Origin of the sequence: Facklamia sp. P12937 (assembly GCF_050409505.1) — a bacterium.
In the GTDB taxonomy this organism is placed as follows: Bacteria; Bacillota; Bacilli; order Lactobacillales; family Aerococcaceae; genus Facklamia.
Map to the genome: position 1 here is coordinate 1 of NZ_JBNUPI010000035.1, position 5,354 is coordinate 5,354.

The 5,354-nt window shown below is 36.1% G+C and carries 4 protein-coding genes and 1 tRNA gene; 4 read left to right on the forward strand and 1 reads right to left on the reverse strand.

Annotated elements, in window-relative coordinates; genetic code table 11:
* Positions 1 to 204 precede the first annotated feature (204 nt).
* From ACQV2R_RS08415 to ACQV2R_RS08430, 4 genes are all read left to right on the forward strand, one after another.
* Positions 205 to 939 (forward strand): metallophosphoesterase family protein, encoded by a 735-nt coding sequence (locus ACQV2R_RS08415; RefSeq protein ID WP_428875545.1) that lies wholly within the window; start codon positions 205 to 207, stop codon positions 937 to 939.
* A 4-nt stretch (positions 940 to 943) separates the two neighbouring features.
* Positions 944 to 3,130: a Tex family protein gene (locus ACQV2R_RS08420; RefSeq protein WP_428874575.1), complete on the forward strand. Its 2,187-nt coding sequence runs from the start codon at positions 944 to 946 to the stop codon at positions 3,128 to 3,130.
* Positions 3,131 to 3,185: 55 nt separating this feature from the next.
* A tRNA-Leu gene (locus tag ACQV2R_RS08425) sits at positions 3,186 to 3,268 on the forward strand.
* Positions 3,269 to 3,757: 489 nt separating this feature from the next.
* Complete coding sequence (locus ACQV2R_RS08430; RefSeq protein WP_428875543.1) at positions 3,758 to 5,185, forward strand: alanine/glycine:cation symporter family protein; 1,428 nt, start codon at positions 3,758 to 3,760, stop codon at positions 5,183 to 5,185.
* A gap of 64 nt (positions 5,186 to 5,249) precedes the next feature.
* Here ACQV2R_RS08430 and ACQV2R_RS08435 read toward each other — a convergent pair whose 3' ends face one another.
* Positions 5,250 to 5,354 carry an IS3 family transposase gene (locus tag ACQV2R_RS08435; protein ID WP_428892096.1) on the reverse strand — a complete coding sequence of 35 codons (105 nt, stop codon included), beginning with the start codon at positions 5,352 to 5,354 and terminating at the stop codon, positions 5,250 to 5,252.

Genomic DNA, 5,354 nt, shown 5'->3' on the forward strand with positions numbered 1-5,354 from the left:
AAAAATAGGATGGAAGGAAGTGTTTTTTTCTTCCATCCACCCTGTTTATTATAGAACCAAAACAATAAAGCCCTTCAAGTAGTTTCTTCTAACTTGCGTGAGGGGCTTTACTATTGATCGAGCTTTCTATAAAATATTCTATGATTTTCCTACTACTTAAGCTATGCTATACTTAATTTATTCGATTTTAAAGGCGGTGAAGCAGTGAAAAATAATCCAGAGCACTTATTTGTTATCGGAGATATCCACGGAATGAGTGATGAATTAGATCAACTATTAGCAAGTTGGATACCTGAAGAAGAGCGATTGGTCTTTATTGGAGATTATATTGATCGTGGCTATGATAGTTTAGCTGTTTTAAACCGTGTATGGCAACTTCAAAAAGAAAAGAATGCCCTCTGTTTAAGAGGGAACCACGAATCCATGCTCTTAAATTTTTTGCGAAGCCCGCATAATTTTTTTAATCATTACATTATGAATGGTGGAGTAGCGACTATTTGTCAGTTATTAAATATTCCTGAAGAGAAAGTCGTAAAATCACAAGCCAGACGACTAGCTCGTCAAATTAAACAGACTTATCCTAAGCTGGAAACTTGGTTAGAGGGTCTCCCTTATTATTTTGAATATGGAGAATTCATTATTGTTCATGCTGGTGTAGATTTGTCGCTTGAAAACTGGAAAAACACTTCTGATCACGATTTTCTGTGGATTAGAGACAGCTTTCATCAAACAAAGAATTCTACCGGTAAACAAATTATTTTTGGGCACACTCCAACTATGGTGCTTCATCAGAATTACTATAATTCCAATGTTTGGCGTAAAGATATGAAATGGGGAATTGATGGTGGTTGTGTCTTTGGAGGAGAACTGCATGCTATGAAAGTTAGTAAAACGGCAGTAATTCAGATATATTCCGTCCCAGTTTTAGAAGGAGAATGATAGGATGAATAATGAAAACAATCAAGCAAATATTATCAAATCCATTAGCAACGAATTAAATATAGAAGTCAATCAAATTAATGCGGTTCTTAATTTATTGGAGGAAGGGAATACAATCCCTTTTATTTCACGTTACCGTAAAGAAATGACTGGGTCTCTAGATGAGGTTCAAATCTATGATATCGATAAACAGTATCAGTATGCTTTAAATCTCCATCAACGCAAAGAGGATGTCTTAAAAGCGATTGAGGAACAAGGGAAGCTGGATGCTGACCTTCAAGAAAATATTGAACAGGCACAGACATTACAACAAGTAGAAGACTTATATCGTCCCTTTAAGAAAAAACGTCGGACTAAAGCGATGGTGGCTATTGAGAATGGTTTAGAACCTTTAGCAAGTTGGATGCTAACTAATAAAGACTTAGATGTTCCACTGGAGCAAGAGGCCGAAAAATATCTTAACGAGTCGGTTTCATCAGTTGACAAAGCACTCGAAGGAGCCCATGAGATTATTGCTCAAGAAATATCGGATCGAGCAGATTTCCGAGAATTTATTCGAAAATATACAAAATATAATGCCTATTGGACCACTACTTTAAAAGAGCAAGACATTGACGAACGTGGAGTTTATCAAATGTATTACGATTTCCAAGAAAAACTAATGAAAATTGCTGAATATCGTGTCTTAGCCTCCAATCGTGGTGAAAAAGAAGGGGTTCTTTCAGTTAAAATCCAAGTAGATGAGGAACCGGCGCTTCAGTATATAGAAAAGCATATTCTAGATGAAGAACTGCCTAACCAACAAAAAGAGCGGATTGAGTTAGCAATTAAAGATGCCTATAAACGGTTTATTCAGCCGGCAATTGAGCGTGAAATTAGGAGTGAACAAACTGAAAGGGCAGATCGCCATGCGATTGCTATTTTTGGAGAGAACTTACGTCATTTACTTTTACAGCCTCCAATGAAGGGCTTTCGCGTACTCGGATTAGACCCTGCTTATCGTACGGGGTGCAAATTGGCGATTATTTCAGAAACTGGTCGTGTGCTAGATAAGGGTGTAATCTATCCGCATCCACCTGCAACTGACTATAAGCGCCAACAAGCAGCGACTATTTTAAAGTCAATGATTGAACAACATCAAGTTGATGTTATTGCTATTGGTAACGGAACAGCAAGTAGAGAATCTGAAGTCTTTGTAAGTGAAGTAGTTAAGCAGATTGACCGGTCTATTCGGTTTATAGTTGTTAATGAGGCAGGCGCTTCTGTATATTCAGCTAGTAAAATAGCTCGTGAAGAATTTCCTGATTATCAAGTAGAAGAAAGAAGTGCAGTTTCTATCGCAAGAAGATTGCAAGATCCTCTAGCAGAGTTGATAAAAATTGATCCGAAATCAATGGGAGTCGGACAATACCAGCACGATGTTAGCCAAAATTTATTGGCAGATGAATTGGATTTTGTCGTTAATATGACAGTCAATCAGGTAGGAGTCGACATTAATACTGCTAGTATTCAATTATTAGAACGTGTATCTGGAATGACCCATGCAACAGCTAAGAATGTGATTCTTTTAAGAGATGAGATTGGTAGGTTTGAGGATCGAAAACAGATTAAAAAAGTGAAACGCATGGGACCAAAAACCTATGAACAAGCTGTTGGTTTCTTACGCATTATAAAAGGAACAAACCCTCTAGATCAGACCTCTATTCACCCAGAATCATACGCAATTGCAGAACGGATTCTAGAAGATAATGGCTTGTCTTTAGATGAAATAGGTCAAGTAGAAAGCAGTCAAATTTTAAAATCTTTAGACACCCAGCAGATTGCTCAAACTTATCAAATTGGAAAAGAAACAGCCAAGGATATCTTGGAAGGCTTGATAAATCCTAGTCAAGATATTCGAGATGGTCAGGATGCGCCTATTTTAAGAGACGATGTTTTGAAGCTGGAAGACTTAGAGGAAAATATGCAGTTACAGGGTGTTGTAAGAAATGTTGTCGACTTTGGCGTTTTTGTTGATATTGGAGTTAAACAGGATGGACTTATCCATATATCTAAATTAAGTTCACCAAAAGGTCGATTCATTAAGCATCCTTCTGAGCTAGTAGCCGTGGGAGATATTGTTGAAGTAGAAGTAATTTCTATTGATCGTGAACGGTCACGCATTGGATTAAAACTAATAAATCCTAAATAAAAGTTGACATAAGCGCTGCCGATTCGTTACAATATATACTATCGTTATTGATAGAGCGGTCGTGGTGGAATGGCAGACGCGCCAGCTTGAGGGGCTGGTATCCTTAAGGATGTGGAAGTTCGAGTCTTCTCGGCCGCATTAGGATTTTGGTTATGGAAGTTATAATAAAAGTTGATATTTTGTGATTATTTAAGTGGTATTTATTCGGTGTTTATATCGGATGGATACCACTTCTTTCTTTTTAAAATTAAGAATTCTAGTTAATGATCTAAGTTCTTTCAAACTAATCTACTTATTAACATAAAAATGAAATAGAATGCCTTTTATCAATCTTATTCGATATTTAGCATACTTATGAATGACTAAAATTCTACATCGAACGTTAGTAATTAAGTCACAATTTCCTTCAAGCATTCAAATGTTTAAAAATAACATATCAGCTATAATACTATTGAGTAAAACGATTAAAAAAATTAATGAAAGCCATTAATTTACCTTATAGTTTGTGTTAATCTTAACAAGTAGCGACAAATTATCTTGGAAGGAGTGAACCTATATATGAAAGTTATTTATTTATTTATTAACAGGTCTACTTCAGCTGTTTCTAATTAAGAAAGGAATTATTTAATGAATTTTTCAGATATTGTTGTAACACTTAGAGATTATTTATGGGATTATGTTCTTTTATATGCTTTTATTGGAATCGGATTATTTATGACTGTTCGTTTGGGTTTCCCGCAGTTTTCACGTGTTTTTCCTGCTCTGAAACGTATGATATCAGATATTATAAAGGGTAAATCAGCCAAAGAAGGTGGTATGACTCCTTTTCAATCTTTAGCTACAGCCGTTGCGGCTCAAGTAGGGACTGGCAATATAGTAGGGATTGCAACTGCTATTATTGGTGGCGGTCCGGGAGCGGCATTTTGGATGTTGGTTTCTGGCTTTTTAGGAATGTCTACAATGTTTGCTGAAGCTACCATGTCTCAAGTATTTAGGGAGAGGGAAGTTTCAGATGGTACGTTAGTTGGAGGACCTGCGTACTATATTAAAAATGGTTTAAAGCAAAAGTGGCTAGCATATATTTTTGCTGTTTTGTGCATTGTTGCACTTGGATTAGTTGGTATTATGGTTCAGGCTAACTCTATTATTTCGTCAATGAATACGGCTTTTGGTTTAAATCAATTCTTGATAGCCTGTGTTTTAATAGTGGTGGTTGGCTGGATCCTTATTGGAGGAATGGAGCGGATTGGTAAATTTTCTGAGCGTGTTGTTCCTACTATGGCCATATCATATGTTTTAGTGGCATTATTAATTATGATTTTAAACATTGATCAATTGATACCCACTATCAAGTTGATTATTAATAGCGCTTTTAATCCTCAAGCGATAGCTGGAGGAGCGCTAGGAATCAGTGTTCAGCAAGCAATGCGATATGGGTTAGCTAGAGGTTTATTTTCAAATGAGGCCGGAATGGGATCAACCCCCCATTCTCATGCAGTAGCTGTGACTTCACATCCTGCTGAACAAGGCTTTATTGCCATGATTGGTGTTTTTATATGTACTTTTATTATTTGTGTGGCAACGGTCATGATAAATCTTTTAACAGGGGCTTATTCCATTGAAACAATCCAAGCTATGACTCCTCAAGCTTTAGGTGAGTATGGTCAAATCATGACACAAACTGCTTTCCAAATTCAATTTGGAAAAATTGGAGAGTCATTCTTAGCTATCGCCTTATCAAGCTTTTCCTTAACTACAATTGTTGGTTGGTTTTTCTTTGCAGAGTCCAATGTTAAATTTATCTTTGATAATGGGAAAATCATTCATTCTTTTAAGTTAGTTGCTTTGATGGCAATTGCCATGGGTTATTTTGCAAGTCCTGGTGTAGTTTGGGATATTGCTGACTTATCAATGGGGCTAATGGCTTTACCTAATATAATTGCTCTAATCTTTTTGTCAGGTAAAACAGCAGAAGTCCTGAAAGATTATGACAAACAAGTTCAGATCGATGCAGAACATCTATCATGGGATTATAAATACGAAAAGGCTCACTAAACAAATATATTTTCACAAAAAGAACTTCTGAATTGATGTGAACCTCAAAAGTTGGAGTTTGTATTTAAACGGTTAATTGAATGGTATGGATTCGGTATTCAAGCAAAGACATATCGCTCAATTTTTGTTTTATTCTTCTATGATTATAGTGGTGAATATATTGATTAAT

What these genes read in the sequence shown, in the direction of transcription:
- ACQV2R_RS08420 (WP_428874575.1), top strand. Translation starts at nt 944, where the DNA reads ATGAATAATGAAAACAATCAAGCAAATATTATCAAATCCATTAGCAAC.
- ACQV2R_RS08430 (WP_428875543.1), top strand. Translation starts at nt 3,758, where the DNA reads ATGAATTTTTCAGATATTGTTGTAACACTTAGAGATTATTTATGGGAT.